The organism is Halioglobus sp. Uisw_031 (genome assembly GCF_047729875.1).
In the GTDB taxonomy this organism is placed as follows: Bacteria; Pseudomonadota; Gammaproteobacteria; order Pseudomonadales; family Halieaceae; genus Marimicrobium.
Genome location: NZ_CP159826.1, coordinates 1120936 through 1147832, shown reverse-complemented (window position 1 = coordinate 1147832; position 26897 = coordinate 1120936). Strand labels below are relative to the sequence as shown.

Annotated in this window: 16 protein-coding genes; 10 read left to right on the top strand and 6 right to left on the bottom strand. The window is 52.0% G+C overall.

The window, feature by feature from the left end:
* Positions 1-5: 5 nt before the first annotated feature.
* The gene (locus ABXT62_RS05245; RefSeq protein WP_415357551.1) at positions 6-1637 is read left to right on the top strand and encodes an arylsulfatase B; all 1632 of its coding nucleotides are present in this window, start codon (positions 6-8) and stop codon (positions 1635-1637) included.
* Between the two features lie 88 nt (positions 1638-1725).
* Here ABXT62_RS05245 and ABXT62_RS05240 read toward each other — a convergent pair whose 3' ends face one another.
* The 3 genes from ABXT62_RS05240 to ABXT62_RS05230 form a co-directional block, all read right to left on the bottom strand.
* The gene (locus ABXT62_RS05240) at positions 1726-2544 is read right to left on the bottom strand and encodes an enoyl-CoA hydratase/isomerase family protein (RefSeq protein ID WP_415357550.1); all 819 of its coding nucleotides are present in this window, start codon (positions 2542-2544) and stop codon (positions 1726-1728) included.
* 33 nt (positions 2545-2577) lie between these two features.
* Positions 2578-4176: a hypothetical protein gene (locus tag ABXT62_RS05235; RefSeq protein ID WP_415357549.1), complete on the bottom strand. Its 1599-nt coding sequence runs from the start codon at positions 4174-4176 to the stop codon at positions 2578-2580.
* Positions 4177-4268: 92 nt separating this feature from the next.
* On the bottom strand, positions 4269-6584 hold the full coding sequence (locus ABXT62_RS05230; RefSeq protein ID WP_415357548.1) for a TonB-dependent receptor: 2316 nt from the start codon (positions 6582-6584) through the stop codon (positions 4269-4271).
* A gap of 451 nt (positions 6585-7035) precedes the next feature.
* On the opposite strand from ABXT62_RS05230, the gene ABXT62_RS05225 reads away from it, so the two are divergent.
* Together ABXT62_RS05225 and ABXT62_RS05220 are read left to right on the top strand one after the other, a co-directional pair.
* Positions 7036-8202, top strand: coding sequence for an efflux RND transporter periplasmic adaptor subunit (locus tag ABXT62_RS05225; protein WP_415357547.1), 1167 nt, complete (start codon positions 7036-7038; stop codon positions 8200-8202).
* Positions 8203-8207: 5 nt separating this feature from the next.
* Positions 8208-11291 carry an efflux RND transporter permease subunit gene (locus ABXT62_RS05220; RefSeq protein ID WP_415357546.1) on the top strand — a complete coding sequence of 1028 codons (3084 nt, stop codon included), beginning with the start codon at positions 8208-8210 and terminating at the stop codon, positions 11289-11291.
* Here the strand turns inward: ABXT62_RS05220 and ABXT62_RS05215 are convergent.
* The gene (locus ABXT62_RS05215) at positions 11288-12031 is read right to left on the bottom strand and encodes an HAD family hydrolase (RefSeq protein WP_415357545.1); all 744 of its coding nucleotides are present in this window, start codon (positions 12029-12031) and stop codon (positions 11288-11290) included. The genes ABXT62_RS05220 and ABXT62_RS05215 overlap by 4 nt on opposite strands.
* A gap of 215 nt (positions 12032-12246) precedes the next feature.
* On the opposite strand from ABXT62_RS05215, the gene ABXT62_RS05210 reads away from it, so the two are divergent.
* From ABXT62_RS05210 to ABXT62_RS05190, 5 genes are all read left to right on the top strand, one after another.
* Complete coding sequence (locus ABXT62_RS05210; RefSeq protein WP_415357544.1) at positions 12247-13884, top strand: acyl-CoA synthetase; 1638 nt, start codon at positions 12247-12249, stop codon at positions 13882-13884.
* A gap of 96 nt (positions 13885-13980) precedes the next feature.
* Complete coding sequence (locus ABXT62_RS05205; RefSeq protein ID WP_415357543.1) at positions 13981-15354, top strand: cytochrome P450; 1374 nt, start codon at positions 13981-13983, stop codon at positions 15352-15354.
* A 67-nt stretch (positions 15355-15421) separates the two neighbouring features.
* Positions 15422-16546 carry a metallophosphoesterase gene (locus ABXT62_RS05200; RefSeq protein WP_415357542.1) on the top strand — a complete coding sequence of 375 codons (1125 nt, stop codon included), beginning with the start codon at positions 15422-15424 and terminating at the stop codon, positions 16544-16546.
* A gap of 546 nt (positions 16547-17092) precedes the next feature.
* Positions 17093-19255: a hypothetical protein gene (locus ABXT62_RS05195; protein WP_415357541.1), complete on the top strand. Its 2163-nt coding sequence runs from the start codon at positions 17093-17095 to the stop codon at positions 19253-19255.
* A 218-nt stretch (positions 19256-19473) separates the two neighbouring features.
* Positions 19474-20883, top strand: coding sequence for a hypothetical protein (locus ABXT62_RS05190; RefSeq protein ID WP_415357540.1), 1410 nt, complete (start codon positions 19474-19476; stop codon positions 20881-20883).
* Between the two features lie 46 nt (positions 20884-20929).
* Here the strand turns inward: ABXT62_RS05190 and ABXT62_RS05185 are convergent, their stop codons facing one another.
* Positions 20930-22405 carry an alpha/beta hydrolase gene (locus ABXT62_RS05185; protein WP_415357539.1) on the bottom strand — a complete coding sequence of 492 codons (1476 nt, stop codon included), beginning with the start codon at positions 22403-22405 and terminating at the stop codon, positions 20930-20932.
* Between the two features lie 130 nt (positions 22406-22535).
* On the opposite strand from ABXT62_RS05185, the gene ABXT62_RS05180 reads away from it, so the two are divergent.
* Together ABXT62_RS05180 and ABXT62_RS05175 are read left to right on the top strand one after the other, a co-directional pair.
* The gene (locus tag ABXT62_RS05180) at positions 22536-22838 is read left to right on the top strand and encodes a hypothetical protein (RefSeq protein WP_415357538.1); all 303 of its coding nucleotides are present in this window, start codon (positions 22536-22538) and stop codon (positions 22836-22838) included.
* Between the two features lie 126 nt (positions 22839-22964).
* Complete coding sequence (locus tag ABXT62_RS05175; RefSeq protein WP_415357537.1) at positions 22965-24740, top strand: carboxylesterase family protein; 1776 nt, start codon at positions 22965-22967, stop codon at positions 24738-24740.
* A 182-nt stretch (positions 24741-24922) separates the two neighbouring features.
* Here ABXT62_RS05175 and ABXT62_RS05170 read toward each other — a convergent pair whose 3' ends face one another.
* Positions 24923-26722, bottom strand: coding sequence for a redoxin domain-containing protein (locus ABXT62_RS05170; RefSeq protein WP_415357536.1), 1800 nt, complete (start codon positions 26720-26722; stop codon positions 24923-24925).
* Between the last annotated feature and the right edge of the window lie 175 nt (positions 26723-26897).

The window sequence follows — 26897 nt, the reverse complement described above, 5'->3', positions numbered from 1 at the left end:
TCCTCATGATTATATTGACACGACTACACACGAAGATGTTAGCGGCAATTTTTTTGTCCTTTGGCGCGATGGCGCCTGCCACGGCTGAACAGCCCAATGTTGTTATTATCGTAGCCGACGACCTTGGCTGGAATGATGTTGGTTTTCACGGTGGTGATATCGACACACCGTCGCTAAACCGTCTGGCGGCAGAAGGCACGGAACTCAATCGGTTCTACACCACACCCATTTGCTCCCCGACCCGGGCAGCACTAATGACAGGGCGCGACCCCATGCGCCTCGGTGTGGCCTACGGTGTAATACTGCCCTGGGATAACAACGGTATCCATCCGGACGAGCACTTTTTGCCCGAATCTTTCCTAGCCGCAGGATACCAGACCGCCATGGTGGGCAAATGGCACTTGGGGCATGCGCAGATGACCTACCACCCTAACAACCGTGGCTTTGAGCACTTTTATGGGCACCTGCACACCGAGGTGGGCTTTTATCCGCCGTTTGCTAATCAGGGAGGCAAGGACTTCCAGCGCAATGGCGTTTCAATAGACGATCAGGGTTATGAATCGTTTCTACTGGCAGATGAGGTATCCCGCTACATACAGGAGCGTGATAAGACAAAGCCTTTTTTAATTTATATGCCGTTCATCGCACCCCATACGCCGCTTGATGCGCCGCTGGAATTGCAGGAAAAATACAAAGACATCAACACTGACCTAGCTCCAGCACGAGCGAAAAATACGGATGACACCCGGCTCATATCTAAGTTACTCATGATGGACAGCGCACGACCCATGTATGCGGCGGTCGTAGACGGAATGGACCAGGCCATTGGTCAGGTACTTAATACGCTGGATGAAGAGCAAATAACAGACAACACAATCGTTCTTTTCTTCAGTGACAACGGCGGCGCCGCATATTCCGTTGGCGGTGCCGACAATGCTCCGCTGCGCGGAGGGAAAGGTGAAACTTTTGAGGGCGGCATCCGCGTAGTATCCATCATACGTTGGCCTGGACATGTACCTGCCGGAGAAAAGATGACCCAAATCATGACAGCAATGGATGTCTTTCCAACTCTGGCAGAGGCAAGCGGTGTCATCCCAAAAAATCGAAGGGCGCTTGATGGCCAGAGTCTTTGGTCAGCAATTGCCAATGGCACAGCGATGCCGCGCGAGGACTTCATCTATTTTGCGTCCGAAACGCCTATCGCCGGGCACTTCAATCTCACCGCATTCAACGATACCTGGAAGCTGGTACAGGAAATCGATCAGGACCAACTGGAAACGACGGTTACCAATTATCTGTTCAAGATTCAGGACGACCCCAACGAATACAATAACCTCGCTCAGACATACCCTGAGATTGTTGCAGATTTATCAATAAAGATTCACGACTGGCGCGCCCTACATCCCATTAATGGCACCAGAAGCTATTTAGTGGCGCCGCCGGGGTGGCGTGCTCCTAAGGACTGGGCGAGTTACCCAATCCCGTTGGACCAGTTGCAGGAAGAACCCGCGCGTGGCATGGCCCCAAGCAAAAAAACTGAAAGAATATTGGATGCACAACATGGAGAGAGAGGTCGACTAACCTATGATTGTTCGCCAAAATGGTGGCTGGGCGGTTTTTGCCTCAAGAATGACTGACACCGGCGCGCCTAAATAGAAAAGGCTGCGCAATGAATCAGTTCACGCACACAGTAAATTGAACATCAGTAACATAGCGACTTTTATTTTATTCGCCATCCATTAAATCTGAGGGCCAGTCCTTTGGTACGCTGGAAGTCCATTGCGGGCTGCGTTTTTCAAACCACGCCATACCGCCCTCCATTGCATCCGGACGAGACAGTGTGTCGTGCAATGCACGGGTCTCCCACTCGACAAGATCATCCCGCTTCATATCTAGGCCCTTCCACAGCAAACGCTTATGCATACCCATTACCAGCGGTGAGCAGTTCACTGCCATATCCCGTGCAATTTCAAGCGCACACTCCAACACCTCATCGGCAGGCACAACGCGGCTTGCCAAACCCCACTCTAAGGCCTCTGCACCGCTCAACTTCTGTGCTCTTACAATCAACTCGAACGCACGCTCGAACCCAATTAATCGTGGAAGGAAATATTCCATCGCAAAATCCACTAGCGCGCCGCGACGATTTTGTAAAAACCCATACTTCCCCTCCTGCGCGAACACGCGAATATCGGCCTGCATCGCAATACCAAGCCCAACGCCTAGAGCATGTCCGTTGACGGCAGCAATCACTGGCTTACGCAGGTCCCAGGCCTGAACACTCAGCGGACAGGAGCTAAAGTCCATCTCCCCTTCGGCACCAAAGGTATCACCACCCGCACTCAGATCAGCCCCCGCACAAAACGCTTTCCCAGCACCCGTGAGAACGATCACTCGCACCGCATCGTCTTCGTCGCAAAGACGATACGCTTCTCCCAGACCCTCTTGTATAGCAGCATTGAACGTGTTCAACGCCTCAGCGCGATTGAACGTAATCAGGCCAATGCCGTCATTAACTTCTAAAGTCAGGTCTTTGTTCATCATGCTCACCTCAAAAACTTGAATGCCACGCGGAGACTAGGGCTCGATTTTCGTATTCAGCCGAACACGGCCCCAAGGAGTGCCATAGTGGATGCGGCCATCCTCATCCAATAAAGTCCCAGAAAATAACACATTGTAGCGCTGCCCCCCGATAACATAATAGAATTCAGATTCTCCCGTAGCCCAGTCGAGCGCTTCCAGCGTCCATTGATTGTCGCGCGCGCCGATGAGGTAGACACTGTCGGATCCCATGCTCGCCATTGGCACACTAGAAGGCGAGCTAATATCCGTGTTTACCCAGCCATTCTCTAAACGACGCAGGGCTGGATTCCACTCAAATTTTTGTACGCCGTAGGGCTGATACTCTGGATTGCTGCCGGCCATGCTGATCATCAGCGTGCTGGCCCGCTCCGGCAAATACCAAGGAATGTTGCGCGGCGTGTTATTCACCACCAGCGCACCATAGCCCTTAACAATGACAGATTGCTCCGATTGCAGAGCAGCCAGCTCCGGATCACCCATATCTGCCGGCAACATCCCTGCTATCCGACGGTCTGGCGTGTCTTTTAACTGCTTCCAGTCTGTAGGAATATCGTTACGCCAAAACAACACCACATTCATCAGGTTTTCACCGTCGGTGATCACTACGAATGGGTCTTCCTCTCCAAAGCCCATCAGTGATGGCGTCGCACCAGTACCTTGGCCCCAACTGTTCAGATAACGAGCCGTCCATGCGCCCTCTTTCTCATCGACACTGAGCCCATCACCGGTCCAAATAACCTTGTGCATATGGTCTTGTGATGCGATGTAGATTCCCCCATCGTCATCGATAGCGAAGCCGTTACGAATCCAGCCCTTACCCGTAGCGCCTGTTTCCTTTTCCTCGGCGCCCTCACTGAAGTGTAAACGAACAGTGTGTGCCTCACTGAAATCAGACTTTACCGCCGCAATATACCCGTGCTCTGTGGCAGCGATCAGCCAGCCGTCGTAGGTCATATTCAAACCCATAACCGGTCCGGTCAAATCGGGCGGCAACTGAAACTCAGCTTTCTTGACGATTGCCGAACTCGAGTCATTGGGGTCGGCATCACCGTAGGCGGTAATTAAGCCCGTCTTACTACCCACGTAATAGATATGGTCCGCCCCCAGCACAGTATAAAGGTTGGACAGGTCACGTAGTTTGCTCATTTCTCTAAAGGCACGCACCAACGCGAACACGCCGTTGTTATTCGCGTTGAAGTCAGCGATCGACTCGTTGGCACGTTCCTCATCGTACACCTCAACCCCAGGAAAAAAGTACTCGGACACCACTTCCCAGCTGTCGTAATCTATTTTGACAATGCGATCAATGCCGTTGCTCCAGAATACGCGCTTGCCGTCGGGGTAAACTCCGGAAGTGGCAGCACCGAAATGTGCAGGTCCAGTGTGCTGATACTCAATCTGATCAGGCCGCAAAGTCTGTGAAGGGCCGGACGGGCCCGACTGGGAAACGGCGTCCTGCTGCGACGGGTTACCGTGTCCCATCGAGTAGCTAGAATTCGCAAGATGCGGGTTTTGTGGAGGCATGTTAACCTCCTGAGCCTGCGCTACAGTCGACAAAAGCACGGCCAGGCTAGCCAAAAAAATGACCTTCATTAGGCGGATCTCTTTAGTTTCAGGTGTTGCAAATACGGCCGTGCTAAATGCGCCGGCCGTCTGGGATTCTTGTGTAACCGCCGAAATGTCTATTAGAAATTATAGCGGGCGGTCATGCCGAACGTGCGCTCACGAAGGATATTCGTTTGGGTATACGACCCACCGCTGAGAGCGATATCGTATTGGTCCGGCCCCTGCTGATAAATAACCTCGTCTTCGTCAGTGACGTTCTTGACCCAGAGCGACACATCCCAAGCGAAATCGTTGCTGCGCAAACCGGTAAACAAATCCAGTGTCTGGTAAGAACTAAATTCGCTGCGGACATTACCAATACCCGCGGAGGCATCCGTGTTAAGGCGGTCATCCGTATACTTAAACAGGCCGCGGAGATAAACCTCGGTTGACTTCAATGGATAGAAGTATTCCGAGTTCAGTGACAGTGACCACTCTGGCTCACCCCCTATAGGCTGGCCATCAATATCACAAGAACCAATCACCTCATTGCCTATGCGATCATTGCACGGTTGCGTGGCACCATCCCACTCACCCTTGCTGTAACTTAGCGCGCCGCCGGCATCCCATCTTTCACTCAGCAAAACCTTGCCCTCGAATTCGATTCCCCAGATATTAGCGTCGCCGTTGTAGACAACGCCGCCAGGAAGATCGACCGGCTCACCTGCGTCATTAAGCACTTGAATACCGCGCGTAAAGCCTAAATAGCCGTCGAATTTTTGGTAATACAAGGCTACATTGAGAGTGGCTCGATCGTCCCACAAGGTGCTTTTGGCGCCCAATTCTATGGCGTCACTTGTTTCCTCGTCATAGGTGAGGAAAGCATCGGGATCCGGCAGCAACTCAATGTTGGGCGAGGGCACGATGGAAGTGCCACCTGGCCGATAGCCCCGATTATATGCCGCATAAAGCGAGACTTCATCACGCCATTCATAGCGCAGCTTCAAAGAGCCCGTGACCGCATTGGCATTCGTGTTGGGGTTCGAAATACCTACAATCGGAAATCTGGGTGCAAAGAGGTCGTTGACAACCTCCTTGGAAGGGAGAGGCCCTGGGTCATTTGCACCCCCATAATTCACGGTAGCCTGAGCATAGCCGTCATACTTCGTCCAGCGCAGGCCTGCCTCTAACTGAATATCCTGGGTTAATTGCAAGGTGTTGAAAGTGAATATGGCAAAGTTGTTGGCGTTAACAGGGAGTACCGATTTCGTTTTGAAGCCTACCCCAGGGAGTTGGGTCAATAGAACTGAATTGGCGTAAAATGTCGTATCGGTGTTTTGATCTTGGTAGTAAACGCCCACCAGGTAGTCCCAGAAGTCGTTGTCCTGAGAGGCTAACCTCAGTTCGTAGGAGTACGACGTGACGTCCGTTTGCGAGTTTTGGTAGGTAGGTGCGGTAGTAGCCGGCACGAAGTAGCGCAATGAATCTGCCCGGTCAGCGGCGGTGTACGCCTTTTTACTGGAGTCGGTGTAGCCAACAATACCCGTCACCTCATGATTCAACACTTCCCAGTCCATGACCAGATTGGCAACGTTAAAATCCAGCTCCGCAGTATCATTAGTGAGGGCCAGCGCTTTAAGGTCAGTAGGAACCAGTGTGGGACGACCACCTTGCTGGTCAACCCCGGACATTGCTTTGGGGTCGTCCAGATCCTGATCGAGGTATTGATAGATGAGTTGCGTGTTAAACGTGTCGGTGACGTTCCATGCCGCACTAATCCTGCCAGATTTCGTTTCGTATTCCTGATCATCGAAGCCGGTAGTGAGATTCTGAATATTTGGACCATTGCTTCTGTCGTAATCAGCGGCCACGCGAACAGCCAACGTCCCCTCTATAAGTGGCGCACCATAGGCGACCTGAGCATTCAATCCATCGTTGTCCGCAGCGGAGAGCTGTATATAGCCTTCAGCTTCGTCAACATCGGCTCGCTTGGTAATGATGTTAATGGCGCCCGCCGGAGAGGTACGGCCTTGCAGGGTACCCTGGGGACCGCGCAAAATTTCTATACGTTCCAGATCGTACATTTGAGTAAACGCTACGTCAGGCCGCACAATCGCATCATTCCAATACGTATCCACCGCGGTAGCCGTGCCAGACTCCGGATCCACGCTGACCCCGCGCATGGCGATAATATTGTTACGGGCATTGGGACTGGCAAGCGTCAACCCAGCGGTCTGTTGCTGAATTGAACTGAAATCAAATGCCTGATACTTCTCAATGTCCTTGCCGCTGATCACGTTAACCGTAGCAGCAATGTCCTGTACGTTTTCTGAGCGCTTTTGGGCGGTCACAACCACCTCCTCCAGCACCAGTTGGGCCACACTCGGCGCGGCCGCTATTGATAACGCTGCGGCGAGGGCGGTTTTGCGTAGTGTGAAAATTTTATAGCCTTTCATAGTTCTCTACCTTCTGCGGGTGAGGTTGAACAATAGGCCTGTTAAAACCTAGTACATTGTATTGAGATCTGTGGTCTTACGTTTAGCAGCTTGGGGCTACTGTCTCTAAATTACATGACCGTCTGACGATAATATGGCGACTAACTTGGCGAATATATGACTAAAACGGTCAACAATCACAGACAAATGTATCCGACCGGCGCCAGAATAACGCTGAAGATAAGCACAAAGACCTGCGCACATCCTGTGGCAACGGTGAGTACTTCACTGCGAACTGGATAATCTGCGAAAAAACGCCACCCAAGCCTTTCCCGATAGAAGCCTAGCGCGGAAGCTCTTGAGAGGTATTATTATATTCTTGCTCAATGGTAACTTTTATTGTGTGGATTCTTTTCCCTCAAGCGTTAGGATATGGTCGCGATAAGATAACTGTCAGGCAGGAGAAATAGCGTTGACCATCAGATCAATCACCTTCAAAGGCTATGCCCATCGAGCACAGGGTAATATCCGGCCGGCATCACTGCGCTCACTGCGCTCACTGCTTCTTATCACCTTATCGCTGGTGCTTGGTGCTTGCTCAGAAGAGCCTGCGCCCGCAGCAGAGGCGCCCACTGTTGCGCCGGTGGTAGACGTTACGGTGCAAGAACTCAACATCCAAGTGTGGCAGGGCAACATACGCACCTTTGGTGTCGTGGAGGCGCTGGAGGAAGTCAATGTCGCTGCAGAACTGTCTGGCACAGTGCAGGCAGTGCACGTCAACGAAGGGGACCCGGTTGAAGCGGGACAGTTGCTGTTGGAGCTGGACCCGCAAAAACGTCAGTTGGCCCTGCAGCAGTCAGAACAGCAGGTCAATCGCACCCGAGCCGCGCTAGAAGAAGCGCAACTGAAGCTGCAGCGGCGGCGCAACCTTTCCGAACAGGAGACAATTTCTAAGGAAGTGCTTGATAACGCACAGCTGACCGTCGACGCTGCCACGGCAACTTACCAGCAGGCGCTGGTCAGCCAGCAGCTGGCTGCGCGCGAACTCGCTGATACGCGTATTTATAGTCCCACGACCGGTCTTGTCGATATACAAGCCGTAGAAGTAGGAGAGGCTGTAATGGTCGGCGCCAGCCTCATTACCCTGCAGGCGATGCAGGAATTGCGTGTGCATACGTGGGTCAGCGAAGCCGATATCCGTCATATTCGGGCCGGAGGCAAAGCACGGGTCATCGCCGCTGGACTGGCTGGCAGGGAATTTCAGGCCAGCATAGAGTGGGTGGGTGTCAGTGCAGACCCCGATACAGGCAACTTTCCAGTGAAACTTATTTTGACTGATGAAACGGACGCCTTGCGACCTGGTATGACCGCAACAGCTGTCCTCGAGGGCATCAACATACCCGATGTCCTACTGCTACCAGAGTCGGCACTCGTGGACCGAGATCGTCGACGCGTGGTGTTTATTGTGGAGGAAGACGCACAGCGCAGTGTTGCGCGAATGCGCGAGCCAATGCTAGCGGCAGGATTTGGCCAACGGCTACATATTCTCGACGGGGTTGCACCGGGCGATCTGGTGGTTATCAGCGGCCAGGAGCGGCTGCTGGAGGGTACAGTCGTCAGCATTGTGAGCGAAGATTAGTCGTCATGCGAGAACTTACGCGCTGGTTCGTCGATAGACCATTGGTTGTCACCATGATCATGGTGATGGTATTCGCCATGGGCTTTCTTACCATTGCCGACATGCGCTATGAGTACAACCCCGCTGTGGACATGGGCGTGGTAAACATCACCACCATAAAAGCCGGCGCCGGACCGGAGGAGATCGAACTGGCCATCACCCTGCCGCTGGAAGAGGAATTGCTGGAAGTCGACGGCGTTAAAAAAGTCTACTCCAACAGCATGGAAAACCTATCAGTTATCACGGTCAGCCTCGATCTAGACGCAGCAGAGAAGCAAGAGATCATGCGCAATATTCAACAGGCTGTTGACCGTGCCTTTGCGCGTTTGCCGCAGGACTTGCCAGAAAAACCTAGGATTGAAGAACTTTCAACTCTGGTGACACCCGTGATGGAGGTACACATAACGGGTGACGTGCCGGAGGCGCTGTTACGCGATGTTGCTCGCAATGTAGCCGATGGCCTGCGCGAGGTGGAGGGTATCGCCAGCGTGGAAAAACGCGGCTACCGTCGGCCAGAAGTGCGCATCATGCTGAATTCAGCAAAATTGGCCAAATTAGGCATCAGTCACAACGAAATTATAACGGCGATTCGCGCGCGAAATAAGCGTGACAGTGGCGGCGCGGTCGATTCATTCATGACAGAGAAGAATATCATTGCTATAGGCCAGTTCCGCGATCCGCGTGAGATAGAAACAGTCGTGGTGCGATCAGGTGCCCCTGGCAACACCGTATTGCTGCGAGATGTGGCGACGTTTGTCAGTGACTACGAGGATTGGGACGTACAAACTCGGGTCAATGGCCGCTTAAGTATTGCTCTACAGGCGCGTAAAAAAACCCTTTCTGATGAGCTTCATACAGCGGCTAATGTGCGCGCGTTCGTCGACAGCGTGTCGCTGCCGCAGGGCGTGGAATTAGTGATGGTGGCAGATATTTCACGGCTAACTGTCAATATGCTGGATGTCCTTGGAGGCAACGCGCTGCTGGGGCTCATGTCCGTATTACTGCTGTTGTGCTACTTCTTGCAAGTGCGCTTCGCCCTATGGGTGACTCTGGGCATTCCCTTTGCTGTTTGCCTCGCTTTCCTGCTCATGGCATCGATTGATGTGACCATCAATGCCATGAGTCTAACGGCCATCATTTTAATTATGGGCGTTCTGGTCGACGACGCAGTCGTGGTCAGCGAAAATACACAGCGACTGCGCAGCGCCGGCATGGATCGTAAAGAGGCGAGCATTCAGGGCGCGGCGCAGGTATCTCAGCCGGTTATTTTTAGTGCCCTCACCACTATGCTGGCATTCGCTCCGTTACTCTTTCTCGGCGGCATCAGTGGCGAATTTATGTGGTTCCTTCCTGCAAGTGTCATCATATTATTGTGTGCCTCGCTGTTTGAAAGCCTTTGTCTGCTGCCCAGCCATTTGGCGGGCGTCCCGATGCGCGCAAAGGATCCAGTACGCCCCGCATTCGATCGTTTACATGCGTTTTACCATCGCACCATTACTGTCTGGTTACGGCACCGTTATCGCACCCTGATATTATTTTTAATCATGTTTATCGCTGTAATGACACTGGGCGCCCTCACGATCAAGTTTAGTCTATTTCCGGACATTGATATTGATACAGTGCATGTCAAAGTTGAACTGCCGGTGGGCAGTCGCTTTGACGAAACAGTGGCTAAAGTGTCTCAACTGGAAAAAGACCTGCGTCAGTTTGTGGTCGCGGAAGACTTGCTGGCTATTACCAGCCAGATTGGCCATCACGACACAGATTTCTATGGCGCTACCGAAGGTCGCAACCATGCGTGGGCTCTAGTCGCATTGCAGCTAGAGCCGCTAGGGCGACGCTCAGGGAACACCAACACCTATGACGTTGTAAGTGAAATGCAGGACTGGGCTGCACAACAATCCGGCTTTAAATCGCTGGTCGTGCAGGCTCAGACTGACGTTCCCGTGGCCGGGAAACCCATTCAGGTGGAGGTCATCAGCAGCGGCGATGAACGCTATGACGTGGCAGGTCGTATCGGTGATTTTTTAGGCGCTCACACGGCGGTTACAAACACTTGGACTAGCGCCACTCCAGGCAAGGATGTTATTGAACTGGAGGTCAATCACGCGCTGCTGAAAGCGCGTGGCTTGACGATGGAGCACCTGATTACTGCGATGCGAATTGCGGTAGATGGCCTCGTAGTCGATGAGTTGCAGACACTGGATGAGCGCGTAAGCTATCGCTTGCAACTACCGTTAGCGGCCGCGGGAAAACTACAAACGCTTGAGAATTTAGCCGTGGTCAATGATGACGGGCAGGCGATTTACCTCAACGCGATTGCGAGTTTTTCGCTGCATCCGGGTGAAGCAGATATCAAACATTATCTGGGTAAGCGCACGGTTACGGTGTACGGTGAAATCGATACCGACCAAACCAGTGTGCAGCAGATTAATACGGAACTTGCCCAGTGGATTGCGCTGCAGCATTGGAACGATATCTATCCGCAACTGCGCCTGAACCAAGGGGGCGAAATGGAAGAACAGTCAGAGGCCCTTGGAGACTTGGGGACTGCAACTTTTATCTGCCTGCTGTCGATTTTTGCTGTGTTGGTTATCCTGTTCAATTCCCTGTCGCAGCCATTGCTAATCATGCTGTGTATACCTTTTGGCCTAGTAGGAGTAGTACTGTGTTACAGCTTGCAGGGCTTGTCCCTAGGGATGATGGCAATAACCGGGGTCATAGGACTGATAGGCGTATTGGTCAACGACTCTCTGGTACTGCTGCACACCATTAATGAAGAGCGTCGTGAGCGAGGTGTGCCTTTATCCGTGACTGAAGTGGCAGGCATAGCCCATCGTCGCTTCAGGCCAATTCTCATCACCTCCGTCACTACGGCCGTCGGTCTATTTCCCACGGCTTACGGGATCATGGGTGAAAACAGCTATATCACCCCGATGGTCATGAGTATGGCATGGGGCATTGTGTTTGGCGGGCTCGTATCTCTCGTCCTGCTGCCGGTGTTATACATGGTGGAGCAAGATATCCGCGCAAAACTGTCGCGCGCTTAATCCCGATGTAACTCACGAATTAACCCCGGTATTTCACGTGGGTGCAATACAGTGTGGTGGGGATCAATACCCAGTTCAGCATCCAGTGGCTGTTGGTGTTGAATCCACACCGACGTGATACCACTGTTGTGCGCTCCTGCGATGTCTGCGGCTAAACTATCACCCACGTGTATAGCTTCGTGTGCCTCACAGCCGGCAAGTTTAAGCGCTTTATCGAATATCGAACGGGCTGGCTTCTGCTCTGGCTCCTGCCCACCAATAATGATGTGATCGACATGCGCAGCCAGATTGACCGTCTCTACTTTAGGTATCTGTGAATACTCAGGTCCATTCGTAATCACGACCAATGTGAAAAGCTTTCGAGCTTCGGCTAAAAATTCAGTTATTCCAGCATAAAAGCCAAAGGCTTGCAGGCGATCTCTGTCAAATTTATGTTGCACAGATTGAGCCTCCACTTCAGTCACGCTCTGCACACCCTGCCCCGCTAATAAGTCGCGGATCAACTGCACACGAAACGCGCTTTCACTCTGCTGCTCTATGATGGGGGTATAGTCTGCGCGCTGACTAGCGCTCCAGTTGCGATAAATGCACTGAACATAGGCACGCGAAAAGGCTTGCCCGTCGAAGTCAATGCCATACTGCGCCTGCAGCGATTCTGCCATTAACCGCATGGCCTGCCCATTCGCACTAGAGGTATCGCACAGTGTGTCGTCGAGATCGAGAAAGAGTGCTTTTAGCACGTTAAGCTCCGTCATCCATTGGCTTTATCATGCCATACTCACGTGTTTTCTTCCGCATACAATCCACATTAGCTTTATGACTGATACCCAAAAGGCCTGTGGATAGTGCGATTTTCCAAACTCCGAGACGTTAACAAGGCACATTTCAGAGGTTTGATGGTGCTTGAGTTGACGAGACAGTTTAATCTGTCAGAAATCCAAGGGTAGAATTTAATATGCGGGAAAAACCCAGTTATAACCTGGCGGATGTGTTCGAACTCGCTGTAGATACATACCCGAAGCGTGAATACCTTGTTGCAGACCATAAACGATGCACGTTCGAGGAAATGGAGGCGAGGGCCAACCGTCTCGCACACCATTTGCAGTCCCAGGGTGTGCAACCTGGCGATCACGTAGGAATCTATGCCTACAACTGTATGGAATGGGTTGAGACATTGTGGGCTGTGTTCAAAATTCGCGCAGTGTGGATCAACATCAACTTTCGCTATGTCGAAGATGAGCTGGCCTATATTTTCGCTAATGCTGACCTAACAGCACTAGTGGTCGCCAGAGAGTTCCTGCCGCGCGTGGTAAATGTTATCGACAGCCTGCCAGCGCTGCATCATACAGTGGTCATTGAAGATCACAGCAACGCGAGTAGCGATGGCATTCACATTGCCGACTATGAGACGGCAATGACCGCGAATTCTCCTGAACGGGATTTCCCCCCGCGCTCCGGTGACGATCATTACATTATCTATACCGGCGGCACTACTGGGATGCCCAAGGGCGTCGTATGGCGTCAGGAGGATGTTTTCTTTGCACTTGGAGGTGGCGTTGACCAGACCACGGGCGATGTCGTCACCAGCCCGATGGAAGTAGTAAAGCGAGGCGAAAGCGGTCAGATGACCATGTTCCCGCTGGCACCGCTGATGCACGGCGCATCCCAGTGGGCAGTAATAGGCCGCGGCTTTGAAGGTCACCGAGTTGTCCTGTCCAGGACATTTGACCCAGTGGAAACATGGAAATTGATTGAAAGGGAAAAAATCAATGGCCTGTTTATTACCGGCGACGCTATGGCGCGTCCACTGATAGAGGCTTACAAGTCGTTCAAAACTGAGATTGATGTCTCGTCATTTTTCCTACTGGCCAGTTCTGCAGTGGTGTTTTCACAGGTCGTTAAAGATGAATTTTTTGACACGTTTCACAACGTGATGATTATTGACTCGATTGGCTCTTCTGAGATTGGCGGAGGGGGCATCTTGATGGCTGCCAAGGGGCAAACAATGAAGGGTGGGCCAACCGTTAAGCCTGGCCAAGGCGCCACCGTGCTCGACATGGATACACTGGAAGCATTAAAGCCGGGCAGCAAGAAGGAGGGTGTCGTCGCCCGCACGGGCTTTATTCCACTTGGATACTATAATGATGCAGTGAAGACAGCCGAAACGTTTGTCACCGCTGCCGATGGAAAGCGTTATGCGCTCAGTGGTGATTCAGCCATATTTGAGGCTGATGGTACGATCACGATGCTGGGGCGTGGCTCTCAGTGCATTAATTCCGGGGGTGAAAAAATATTTTCCGAGGAAGTCGACTCGGCCGTAAAAGGTCACCCAGACATACTCGATGTCACCGTTATTGGGGTACCAGATGAACGCTGGGGAGCCGCAGTCTGCGCCTTAGTTGAGTTGCGCGAGAGTGCGGTATTGCCAAGTCTCAAGGATATTCAAGATCACTGCCGCAAGACAATCGCTGGTTACAAAGTGCCACGACATGTATTGCAGGTTGCCAAGGTGATACGTTCGCCCTCGGGCAAGCCAGACTATCGATGGGCCAAGACAACTGCGTTCAAACAACTCAATTTATCAGAAAAATAGCCGCCGAAGGCCTCTTTCCATTGGCTAGAGGCCCGCGTTCTAGATAATATAGTCACCACTGCTACCACCGCCATTTTGAGAAACCGCCAACAGCCTATGAAAGTTAACAGTGAAGTGCTCCCGCCCGGATACGACTATAAAACCCAGCCCAACTGCACCGATCTGGATCATATACCGGGCACTTTCGGCTTACCCATTATTGGCCATTTGCCGTGGGTGTTTAGCGACTTGCGAGGGCTTTCCATCAAACTCCGGGAAAAATATGGTCCCATTGCGAAGCTCAATATAGCCGGCAGTAAAGGTGTTTTTGTGGCGAACCCCGAGGTGGTTAAAGCGGTTTTCCTAGATCCACACAGAAACTTTTCAAACGAAAAAGCCTTTGAGAATACCATTGGAAGATTCTTCTCTGGCGGCCTTCTGTTAATTGACTTTGACGAGCACAAAACACAACGTCGGCTTTTCCAGACTGCGTTCAAAGCAGAGCCGATGAGACAATATACCCTGCAGATAAACGACATCATTGCCGCACATATTCCACTATGGAGCGAGGTTGATGATTTTAAGTTCTTTCCCCATGTTAAACAGTGTTTGTTAACGACCTCCGCCAGTATCTTTATTGGGGTCGAAAGCAAGGACGAGATAGAGATACTTAACCGCAACTTTGTCGATATGTTTGACGGGATGGTGGGCATCATCCAGAAAGAAATTCCCGGTACAAAGTGGGCAAAGGCAAAACGCGCATTACGCAATCTAAAGCAGCACTACGAAAGCCTGATACCACTGCGCCGCGAAACCGCTGTAAGCAAAGATTTTTTGAGCTACCTGAGCAAAGAGAAACAACCAGATGGCAGTTTCTTTAGCGACCAACAAATTGTTGATCATATCAATTTCTTGCTGATGGCCGCTCATGACACCACGGCGTCCTCATTGACCAATATCATTATGGAGTTGGCAAAAAACCCTCAATGGCAAGAACGCCTACGAAAACAGTCACAGGCCTTGTCTAAAGATTGCCTCGATTATGACGACCTCGAAAGTCTGGTAGATTTTGATAATGTGCTATTGGAGGCCCAGCGTCTGCACCCGTCGATTCCGATGACCTGGCGGCGGAGTATTCGTGAATGTGAAATTGAGGGCTACACTATTCCGCCGAACACGCTAATTTATATGCCTCTATTGTATAATTACCGTGACCCGACATGGTGGACCGACCCCGAGCGTTTTGATCCAGATCGCTTCTCGCCAGAACGTGCTGAACACAAGCGTAATAATTTTGCCTTCACACCGTTTGGCGGCGGTGCTCATAAGTGTATAGGCCTACATTTTGCCGGCATGCAGGTAAAGTGTTTCCTGCACCAGTTCTTACTCCGTTATCGTTTTAGTGTGCCCGACGATTACAACCCCAAACTCATGATGATCCCTATGCCAAAACCCATGGATGATTTGCCGTTACGTCTTGAACGAATTTAAAAAAAATAGGGTCATGCTTTAAGCGCATAGCAGATAATCCAAAAAACAGCAGCTTGGAGGAATATCTATGAAGAAAATATTATTGTCTGTTCTAACCGTCTTCGCTGTTCTGATCGGACTGTTCTATATCAACCCCCAGGTAAAACCCGCCCACATGGAGCCCTACCTCGATCTAAGCGAGGAATCGCAAGCACCTCCGCCAAGCCCTGACGAAGTAGTACAACGCGTGCTTTTATATGGTGATGCAGGGCACTCTTCGATTGACCCGTGGCAGCCCAGCATGGCCAAGGTCGCTGCTCGCGCCGGCATGCTACCGGAACGGACTATTGTCATCGCCCTTGGTGATAACATTTACTACGAGGGCTTCCCCCGCAAAGAAGCTGGCCAGCAGGAATGGACGGACGATCAGTTAGAGTCTATCAGCTACTTGGATGCTCAGCTTAAGGTTGCCGAAGTTTCCGGCGCCAGCCTTTACCTAGTCCCGGGAAATCACGATTGGTACGCCACAGAGGTGGACAGCCAGGCACTGTATATCGAGCAGTACGGCCGCGAGAACAATGCTAATGTTTTTTTCGAGCCCCGTGCGCGCGAAGGGATGACGCTTCCAAAATCGCGTGATTTGCCTGGTGTTAGCGTCGTGTTTGTTGATTCCCAGTGGTGGCTAACGGGCGACGAACAGCACAAATCCGAGGCGGCAATGACGGAAGAATTCGCCCGTATCCGACAGGAACACCCAGAGAATCTCATCATCGTAGCTCAGCATCATCCTCTGGTCACCGAAGGACCACATGGGGGATACCTCAGCGATTTTCGCTACTGGCTGATCATGAATATCTTATACCAAATTTTTCCAGACGCAGCTTCGCAGGATACCCAGGACCCCAATTATCAGCAGATGGTCCAAGCGCAGAGTCGGGTAATGCGTCAATATGACCGCGTAATACACACTGCCGGCCATGAACACAGCCTGCAATTGATGCAGCCATCAGAGGGCACCAGCGCCAGCTATTTGTTGGTTAGCGGCGCAGGCAATAGCAACAAGGTGAGTGGCGTTTGGCATAACGACAGTACTCGCTTTGCGCATTCCAAAGAAGGTTTTATCGAGCTGGATATCACAGCATCTGGAGTCTACTTGCGCGCTTTTTCTATTCACAGACAGACCCCGACCGCAGAGTTTTGGCTAGACCTATAACTATAATAATTTGGAAAAAGCCATAGAATGACCCAAGTCGATTGATGCGGTCAGTAACGACTCAGGCGCTTTTAACCATTGCCGCAGATCGCCGTCACACTAACAACATTAACCCCTGCGAGTGATCGCATCAAAATGCGTAACGCACATCGATGCCGTAAAGGCGCGGCGGGGCAAAGATGGAGATATTCAATTTTATTGGGATGTTCTACAATCCGATTAAACGACATAGTTACACTGGAGGTGTTTCTCCAGCGCAGTTTAAAGAAGATGATTTTTCGAGGCTAGAAAGTGTCTAGTAAAGTCTGGGAAGTCCACTCCTCACATTGAACGCACACACAATTTCGAAAAGCTTCCCAATACACTGGCAGATTTGGACGAGCGGCGAATCATTGGTAGGTCAGTCAGTCTAATAAGCAGGTAAACGTTAAGCGCCGAAATATAGAAAGTCAGTTTCCTAATTCCAACACCGCAAAGAAAACCCTCTAGTCATTTAGTGTGTTAGTGTCGAGTGTGATGACCATTTACCAGAAGAGGGTAAGGCTCATGAAAACACTATTCGCCGTGATACTCCTGATATTCGTTATAGGCTGCTCCCACCCACTGGAGATAGTCGGTAATGGCGACATTATCTCGGCTAGCGGTGAACATGACTGCTTACTCGAAGATAATCCTTGTACCAATTATGTCATTGGTGATTACGACGTTACCTATACGGCGATGCCGAGAGCAGGCTGGATTTTTTCTGAATGGGATGGGTGTGGCAATCAATTTCCGGACTGCTCTATCAGCGTACCAGGCAGTACCGTAGATCTATTCTGGGGAGAAACAACGCCTGCATTGACCGCTGTTTTCACACGAAGCGATCGACTCGTCACGCTCAACATCGACAAGGTAGAAGCGAAACCCTTCGGTGACATTTTTCGCAGCGTGAACCTCGACGCGGGCAAACAATTAAATGACGCCGCAGACATTGACCGTATCACACAACTCATGTGTAGGGACCCGTTGACGTGTACGCCCGGCGCTATCCGATACTGGGACAAGGTTCAATTCGGCCGGTTTGCTCTTGAGCAAGAGATCACGCACCGCAGCGAAATAGCGGAGCTTCACTCGCGAGGCTTTTCGATGTTCTGGTCACTAATGGGCACCCCCGCGTTCTTGAGGAACTCCTGCTCAGGTTGTGTTGTCGCGAATGGCGACGACGACCCCTTTCACATCCTTAGAGAGGTGAACGTCTTGACGTCTGACGTAAGAAACGACACCGGTCAGGATATCGCCTGTTCTTGTACCGACGACGATTGGTGGGCCGGTCCTCCAACCGTGGGTATCGTAGGGACCTCCTCTTGGCTCGACTACCTGGATATCACCATCTCCCAGCTGCTCATGGAGTTTGACGGGGCCAACCCCAAGCTGCGCATTGGTCTGTGGAACGAGCCAGACCAGATCTGGTGGAAGTCCAATCAGGCCAGCTTCGTGACCATGTGGTGCGCCTCAGCACAGCAAGTTCGTGACACGTTAGGCCCAGGATCACCGGTACTGGTGGGTGGACCGGATATATCGTCATGGGAGAGCGGCATCAATCCACTAGACAGTCCCGCTCTCAAACTGATCCAGGAGACCTGTGGCCCCGCACCCAGCACACCCAGCAGCTTCGACTTTTTGGTCTACCATAACTACAGCAAATCCGAACGGTTCCTGCTTGAAAATTCCGTGGCGGAGGTTCGTTCCTGGAGCACAAATGAAAACCTCATAATCGATGTGGGTGAGTATGCGGCAGCCCTGTCTGGCGCAGACGTTACAACCACTTGTGATCTAAGCGCGATCGCAAGTCTTGATGGTGAGGTGCCCATACCAATAGGCGTTAATCCAAAAGCCGTGCTCTGCGATCACCGTGGTGCTGCGGAGGAAGTCGCATTGGCTGCCACGATGGCGGCGCAAGATCATGATCGGCTGTATCGTTTCGAGGTGTGGGACTGGGGCGCTACTGACATGGTGGAGACCCGCATGGGGCTTCTAACCGTCAATAATCTTCCCAAGCCCACCGCCACTTCTTTCTGGATGCTTTCGCAGTTACAGGGAGAACGGATCGCTGTGATCAACGAGTTGGGTGGGGCGTTCCCGTTCCATCTTCTGGCCTCCCGCGAGGGCGATGAGATGGTGATTGTCGTGGCCAGCCAAGATCAGACTGTCAGCGAGCAATTTACCCGAGGGCTGTTGTCTGACGGGCTGGTCTTCAATGAAGATGTCGCCCCCCAACTGGCCGACTGCACGGTGTTAGAGGGCGAAGACACAGAGGCGCAAATCGCGGCACTGGCGCAGGCAGGCACCACAGCACAGCAGTTGCTTGATGCCTGCCCTAACCTTAATGACCCGACGCTGGCCGCGTCTATAGCAACGGCGCTCGCTTACGCTGCGCCCCGGGTGGGTCAAGTGGGTGAGACCTTTCAACTGACGATCGAGGCCGCAGGATGGCAAGGTCCGGCGACTCGTCATCGCATTGATGCTTACCGCAACACCTTCGCCAAGACCTATCGCCAGTGGACAGTCGATGACTTTGCAAGCCCGGGGTTCGACTTCGCCACGGAGGAGGAGACCCTGTGGGGTTACATGACAGAGCCACTGGACCAATTGGACGTGACGGACGGACGCCTGACTATCGAGGTCCGGCCGAATTCAGTGACGCTGCTGCGAGGCGCTGTCGAATAAAGCTTGAGGCAGCAATTCAGCCGGTTGGCCCGCATTTACCGTTAGGCGAATGGCTCAAAGGGCAAATCAGGGCAAAATATGCCCCGCTAAGTGTACTTCGTGCCATTATTTAGACTAATCGATAGAAAATCGGTTTCTCAACCCCACTCTTCCAAGGAAAAATCCGTTACAGTGCTGGTGTTGGGTACGTTCATCATTGACGAAAAAGTGGCAGCTTCATGAAAATACTGTTCGCTCTGATACTTCTGATCTTCGTCACAGCCTGCTCTCATCCGCAGGAGATTGTCGGTGAAGGGGATATTATCTCCTCTACCGGAAACAATAATTGCTCATGGGAAGATCAGCCTTGTGCCAACTATGTCACTGGCGATTATGACGTTACCTACACAGCGCTGCCGAAAGAAGGCTGGGTTTTTTCTGGATGGCAAGGGTGCGGCGATCAATGGGTCGACTGCTCGTTCAGTGTGCCAAGCAGCGCCGTAGATTCATTGTGGGGAAAAACTGCCCCTGCACTGACGGCGGTCTTTACACAAAACGCGAATTCCCCCAGCATCACCACCGCTACGACTTGGTCGGCAGTTGATGCAACCCTCACAATTGACGTCAGCGTTTCTACGATAACCCCGACTTCCGTGCGTCTCTATCCCAATGGAATCGCTGACGAGTGGGTCGAGGTTGACACGTCGGCACCCTTCTCATTCACAATTGACGCTACCGCATTTGAACCCGGTGATCATGAGATACTGATCATCGCTAACGATGGCGACATCTCCGCGAGTAAAGCCGAAATAATCACTGTGAGCGGATGTAACGGCGGGCACCATTTGTGCAGTCGCCCCTACAATCAGGTTCGCTATGCCACCACGCACAATGCAATGTCCAATTCGACAGACGGCTGGGTTGGTCCTAACCAGCATTTAGATGTACCGGCTCAACTGGAACTTGGAGTCCGAGCACTGATGTTGGATGCCTGGAAAGCGAGTGATCAGAACCTGCTTAATGGCCAGATTCAACTACCTGACGAGGATCCCGAAAAGCCATTTCTTTGTCACGCGTTGTGTTTCCTCGGTAACATGCCCCTTGCGGATGGACTTCGCGAAATAACCGACTTCCTGGATGCAACTCCCGGCCAGGTAGTGACCATAATTTTCGAGTCTTATATTTCCGCCGACCTTGCTTCCGCTGCCTTCGAAGCTGCAGATCTCAAAAAATACACCTATCAACATGATGGTGGAGCGTGGCCTACACTGGGGCAAATGATCGACGCAGGCACGCGCCTCGTTGTGTTCCAAGACGTATCAGTTTACCCATCCTATCCGTGGCAGATGTATGTCTGGGATTATGCCTTTGAAACTAACTATGCTGCTGTCACCCCAGAGGATTTTTCCTGCGAGCATAATCGAGGAAACCCCAGCAACGACCTGTTCATTTTTAACAACTTCCTCACCAATGTCTTCGGTTCGCCAGCGTCAGCTGCGCAGGTCAATCATAACCCTTTCTTGACGGCTCGTATTACCGAATGTGAAGCCTTCCATGCGACTATGGCCAATTTTGTGACGGTTGATTTTATCAGTATCGGTGACACCATCATAACTGTCGATGAGCTCAATGCGTTGGGCCCTTATTAGAAAGAGGCAGGACGCCTTGAATCAAAAATAGCGCTCTTTAACGGCATTATTTAACGGGATAAAACGATTCTCTTATTTCCTCCTCAACACGCGCTTCTATATAGCTGAAGAACGGGTTGTGCCGCAACCGCATAAGTTGGCCTACGGGCGCGGTCAAAAAGCGAGTCTCGCCCCGCGGACTCAGCGCCCCCAGCGGCAAACCCTGATAATCTGACCCAACCACCCTGCCAGCACCATAAACAGGATCATCCGGCGGGAAAGGAATCGCCACATGGGACAGGGAATACACGTCCTGCGGCCACATCAGATCCAGTGGTCGCGACTCTATCAAGGCTGTATGTGGCGCCTTCGTTTTCTCGGCCATCTCCTCAGATTCACCCGACACATTGGTAATCACCGTCAATCGATAGGGCAAGTTGGCATCGTCCTTGAGCTTTAACAGTGGCGAAGCGTTGGCTGCGGGGATAAAGGGCACCAGCGAATCGAAGCGATTGACGTCAAAAACAACCAGTTCGCTGTCATCGTTATCCAGATAGCTATATAACCTGTGTATAGTCGCTGACGTATACACCGTTGAATCCTGCCATGACAGAAACGTCAGTACACCGGGAAAGGTTTTTAGCAGGCCCGCAGAATGCGCAGCAGTAACACGCTTATCGAGAAAATCGGTCAACTCCCAGGCTTCCTGCGCAGCATTTTTGGGGAATGAGTTATATTTAAAGGGGTCGTATTCAGGCTGTATTGACAGCCACTTGAACTTAGCAAAGTACGGCAGGAAACTCAGTAGCTTTTGTGAGTTGGCAATGCTGGCAAAAGGCGATATACCGATCTCTGGTGAGAATAACAGCAGTTGCTCAGGTTCTGGCAATTGTTCGTCAACCATCGCATCCAATGCATAGGTGACCGCCAAGGCACCACCGTTGGAGAAACCCGCCACAAAGAAAGGTGGTGCGCTGCCGATGCGTTTTCGTACATGTTCGGCACCGATGCGGCTGGCCGCTCGCCAATCTTCCCAACGCACCTCAGTGAGGGCAGCCGGTATAGTGCCATGGCCAGGCAGCCGCAGAGCCAAGACATAGAACCCCCGCTGGTACAGAATCTCGGCGAGACGACGCAGGCTGTAAGGCGAATCACTGAGGCCGTGTAATAATAGAGCTCCTCCTTTGATCTCATCTGGAACCATCTCATAAGTCCGATTCCAGTTTCTTGAGGGCCATGCTGGATTCTGCACCCCGCCTCTTTTATAGCGCTCATAGCGCAACTGCAGAATCGGCTCGATCTGCAGCACTATTTTTGCCTCCAGCTCCGCAAACAGGCGATCTTCCTGTTCTAGGTAGTCTGCGAGCCCATAGCCAACTGTCGCATCTGCACTGTGAAATTCGCTTTGCAGAGTCGTGGTATGCCAGATTTTCAGAGCAGGCATACTGCGCGACTGAAATGCCCACGCCAGCAGCAAGAAAAACAAAAGCAAAGCGACTAACAGAATCAACTTGACGGCCTTACCCACGTATCGATGATTCATAGCTAATCCTCTGTCTAGCTAACCTTATTTGCATGCCAGACCACCACTTTCACTCAGTCTGCGTCTTCGAACCAATCCAATAATAGCCGGTCAACGTATAACCAATGACATCATCAAGGGCTATAATTCTATGAAGCACATCGGACTGAGTATTTATGAGGCGTACCAATATATCTTTGACTCCAGCAAAAATCCGCTCAGACACATTCCTGATCCCACCAGCCGCATGTTCATAATGACCATTTTGGCCTTTATGTGGAGTGGTGCCGTGGCCGCGTATTTAGGCAGCATTTACTACTTCGGGATCAGTATAGCGGCACATATCATATTAATCCTGATGTTTTTCTTCACCGTAGCGGTGTTTTATGACGCGGAGAAAAATCAGAGCTCATGGCTGCTAAAGTTGCGTAAAGAAAAGGCCGAGAAGTCTTAGTGGCAAAATATCTGCTCGAGGTGCGTAGCCGTCGAATACAACGCCCTAGCGTGTAGAGTTCCCAAGCCTATCAGCCTATACTTCGGCCGAACCCAGTAACGTTGGCATGAAAGTCCTGAGGTGATAATGAAGCGTATTTCCCCCATACTCATTTTAGTACTGGTGTCCGCTTGTTCTGGTGGAGGTGACCCGGAAACATCATCTAAAGCTTGGCGAGTAAACACAACCTCGGGAGCAGTGACCGCCGAGGTCGCAAAAAACGTCGTATCTTGGCGAGATATCCCTTACGCACAGCCCCCCGTTGGCGCACTCCGTTGGCGGGCGCCCAAACCTGTTGAGTCTCCATTGGGAGAACTCAGCGTGCGCGATAACGTCGCCTGCTTGCAGGTCGCTTGGGACGGAGGGGGCATACCCGGTGATGGCGTGGTGGGTGCCGAAGATTGCCTGTATCTCGATATCACAGCGCCGGTTGGGGCTAGCGCAGTCGAGCCTCTACCCGTAATGTTCTGGATTCACGGTGGCGGCAACACCTCAGGCTTCAAGGGTTATTATGACTTTTCCACCTTGGTGGAATCGCAGCAGGTCATTGTTGTCGCAATCAACTACCGCCTTGGACCGTTTGGCTGGTTCAGTCATCCAGTGGTGCAAAAGCAGGCTGAAGGGCTAGACCGCAGTTCGAATTTCGGTACGCTGGATATCATTCAGGCACTAAGCTGGGTGCAACAAAATATCAGTGAATTTGGCGGTGATGCCAAGAACGTGACCCTATTCGGTGAGTCCGCAGGTGGCCACAACGTGTTCGCACTGCTCGCCAGTCCGTTAAGCGAAGGGCTGTTTCAAAAAGCTATCTCGCAGTCAGGTTACTTGAAAACAAACACTGTGGAAGAGGCGATCAATGCCGACGACGACTACCCCAGAATAAGGCGTTCTAGCTCACAACTGTTTGCATCCATGGTGGACGCGGGTGTGCTTGCTGATGTGTCCACAAAATCTGCCTATGATGTGGCTGGCAACACACTAATGGAATACTACCTAGAGTTGAACGATCAGGGGGATGTCCCGCTGACAACCGCCGATGGAATCGTTATCTCCAAGGAGGGCATGCTGGCTGCTCTGGCGGACAGCAGCAATGCCAAAGATGTGCCGGTGATTGCGGGCGCCAACCGAGATGAAGTTACCCTGTGGATGAGCAGGCATCGCTACTTCGTCAATGCCGATTATATGCTGACTCGCTGGCTACCGCCTCGCATTACCCTAAGAGACCCTGATCTTTACGCGTTCTGGGCCCGAATACGCTCCGAAGCTTGGAAACTACGTGGGGTCGACGAACCCCTGATTGCGATGGAAGCCGCGGGGTATCCAGATCTCTACGCCTATCGCTTTGACTGGGATGATCAGGAGATCTCATTTTTTGCTGACTTTCCTCACCTTATTGGTGCGGCGCACGCCATCGACATCGCTTTTGTAACGGGAACGTACACCTACGGACCGATATCAAGCTATGTGTATCCCGAAGGTGAGTCGCGAGACCAAATGCAAGACCTGATGATGTCCGCGTGGGCCGAATTCGCTAGAACAGGTTCGCCACAGCTGCCAATAGACTGGCCAAATTTTTCTGCAACGGATCGAGATTTTGTACACCTAGATGTTGGCGATGCCCTCCGCGTATCAAGCGATCGCGCGACAATGGCAAGCATTCTCGACGAGGCCAAACGTTCGACCCTCTTATCGAACATAGAGCTTTGCTTGCTCGTGTGGGATTCCCTGACTAAAGTAGGTGATACCGATTACGCGGGATACGCTAACTGGGACCAGGGTCACTGCAGTGAAGTAGACGCAGACGCTGAGCAAATGGCTATTGATAACGCGATTATCGCTGAGCACGGCTCAACAGGGTTTTGACGCGCTAAAACCCTGGATTCCCATGCTCCTGTCTCAAGCCATCGCCTTACTCTTCGCCTCAAGATCTCTCGTCTGCGGACAAGGGGCATAGCACCTATCAGCCCTAGCAAGGCTGAACTGTGCTGGCTAGTAGTAGTCACATGTTACAGCGCACCCTCAGCGTGGGCAGAAATGCCTGCCGACTATGAACCAGACACTGACTCTTTATCGGGTATCTTGCTGGCGCCAAGACTCTCCGGGGTGTCACCCACATAACGCAAAGTATTAAAGCCGAAAAACATTTCATGCTTGGTTTGTAGACCGAAAACGACGGGCACTTCAGGATTGGGGTTGAACGGGTTTTGCGCAGAGTTATCCATAGCACCGCGCGCTACAAGCCGAGTGCCTGCCGGCAGCAGCAGGGGCTCCTCCAAGTCATAACTGAACTGCCAGTTAAAATTGTACTTGGGTACTGACAGCAACAGTTCCGAAGTCCCATCCGGGTATTCCGCGCTGTAACTCATGTATCTGCCGCGAAAATGCATATGCGGCGTCATGCCGTAAAGATAAGCATCGTGTTCGATGAGCATTTCACCCTCCAATTCGTGCTCCTTCGCATGGGGCGGCACCATAAACCTGCGCTGTCCGGCGACACCGCCAGACATGACATACTTTGGTGGTTTGTCATGAAGGTAGATACCCACAGTTGTCTCGTCAACAGTCTCTTTCCCCGATGTGGTGTAATGCATTTGCAGTAACAGATTGGATCCTTTGCGTATCAGGCGACCGCTATTGTCGCGAAAAACGTCAGCTTGGCGGCCCGGCGCAAAACCGCCGATGCTGTCATCACGACCGTCGCCCTCATCCCGGCCACCTGCTGATTTATCTGCAGGGCTTTGAAGATAGGCGATGACGTGATGCAGTACTTTTCGATCACCCGGGGCGAATTCAATCGCCTTGATCCAGACATCTTCATCGAGATTCAGCTCCACGGGAACGTAGCGATAGTCGATCAGCCCGGTTGCCGGAATAGACTGCGCCGGAACACTATATATCAGGTCTGGTTCGCCAAGCGCGAACAGGGAATCGCTAAAGGTGAGTTCGGGTAAAGGATCTTTTTCGCCTTCGCCCATGGGTGCGCCAGCGTCAATCCAATACACTAGCATTTGTAACTCTTCCGGTGTGATTTCGACGACGTCTTTAATGGGCTTTCCCACATGCGTATCGATTTGTCCTGGTGGCATCCGGCGAGTCATTAATACCTCTTTCATCATGCGCGACCAACCCTGCACCATCTTGTGATCATTCATCGACCAAGGGGCAATACCGCCGTCATGGTGACAGGACACACAATTTTCCATCAGTATGGGGGCGATATCATCGGCGTAGGAAATAGTGGTGTTCTGGTACTTGTCGCGCGCAGGAAAGCTAATCAAACAGCCCGGTGCTTCCGGCGCACCTTGTGCAACTGCGGTGCCAGACAATACCGCTGTCAGTGCATCGCGTAAATAGTGGTTTTGCGCTTCAGGCTTTTGTGCTTCGTAGCCAAGGCGGTCGTCGATAGGACCGTGATACAACACCTGCAATGTCTTCGGATCAATCACAAACACTTCTGAGGTACGATCCACCCCAAGGGATTCCGCCACCAACTGGGATTTGTCGAGGAGGATGGGAAAGTCATAGTTAAACTCCGCAGCCTCAGCGGCGATACTGTCGCGATCGTCCTGTGGTTGTGGATTGAGCATGAAAAATTCTACACCCTGGCCGGCGAAGTCGTCGCGGATGGCCTTCAGGGTAAGCGCGCCGTTGCGCGCGATAGGGCAGCCATTGCCCTGTATATAAATCACTACTGCCTTCTGGTCGTCGTACCAGCTCAGTTGATGGAACTTGCCCTGATGATCGAGCAGCGCGAAATCGCCGATTGAGGTGGGTTGCGCGGCGCCATAGAGTGTAGCAGAGAGGCTGGTAGCGAGAAAAAGCAGTAACAGGCGGTAAAACTTCATCGGTATCTCCTGGTGCCCTTCATCTGCATAGCGCAGCGGGGCGAATGAGTGCAGTCATCATGCTTAGCCTGCTATAAAACCACAAATCAAATTGCTGAGTAAAGCTGAGTTTTTGGGCGCGTTGGGGACCAACTTCACTGCCGATCGCTCGGATGGCATCCTACTGCACTGCGGC